Raw genomic sequence first — 590 nt, 5'->3', positions numbered from 1 at the left:
GCCGCTTCGGCGAGGCGCACCACCGCTTCGGGCGTCAGCGCGACTTCGGTACGCACGCGCTCCCAGTCGTCCTTGCCATCCGCACCCGATGCGTAGGGCAGATCGGTCTTGTTGCGATCACCGACATAGAACAGATAGCCCAGCATCTCCACTTCATCACGCTGCTGGCCTTCGCCGAGCAACGCAGCGACGGGCACGCCGAGATGCTTGCCGAGCAGATCGAGCAGCGCAGCTTCTAGCGCGGTGACGGCGTGAATGGTCGTGCGCAGGTCGAAGGTTTGCAGGCCGCGTCCGCCCGCGTCGCGATCGGCGAACTTCGTGCGGACCTGATTCAGCACCGCATGCAGATTGCCGACCGACTGACCGACGACGAGCGAACGTGCATCGTCGATGGTCTTGCGGATGTTCTCGCCGCCCGGCACTTCGCCCACGCCCGTGTTACCCGCGCTGTCCTTCAGGATCACGATGTTGCGCGTGAAGAACGGGCCGTGCGCGCCGGAGAGATTCATCAACATGCTGTCGCGGCCGGCGACCGGCACGACGCGCAATTCGGTGACTTTGGGAGTGGCGTTCGGGTTCGTGGACATGAG

At 64.7% G+C, this 590-nt stretch carries 1 protein-coding gene; it reads right to left on the bottom strand.

The genetic code is table 11. From position 1 onward, the window contains the following. On the bottom strand, window positions 1–587 hold a 587-nt coding region (locus AWB79_RS37970), incomplete at its 3' end, for an enolase-like domain-containing protein (RefSeq protein ID WP_510183486.1). Window positions 588–590: the final 3 nt, after the last annotated feature.

It is taken from the genome of Caballeronia hypogeia, assembly GCF_001544875.2.
Lineage (GTDB): Bacteria > Pseudomonadota > Gammaproteobacteria > Burkholderiales > Burkholderiaceae > Caballeronia > Caballeronia hypogeia.
The sequence above is the reverse complement of the archived record's forward strand: the minus strand, read 5'-3'. Positions and strand labels throughout refer to the sequence as shown.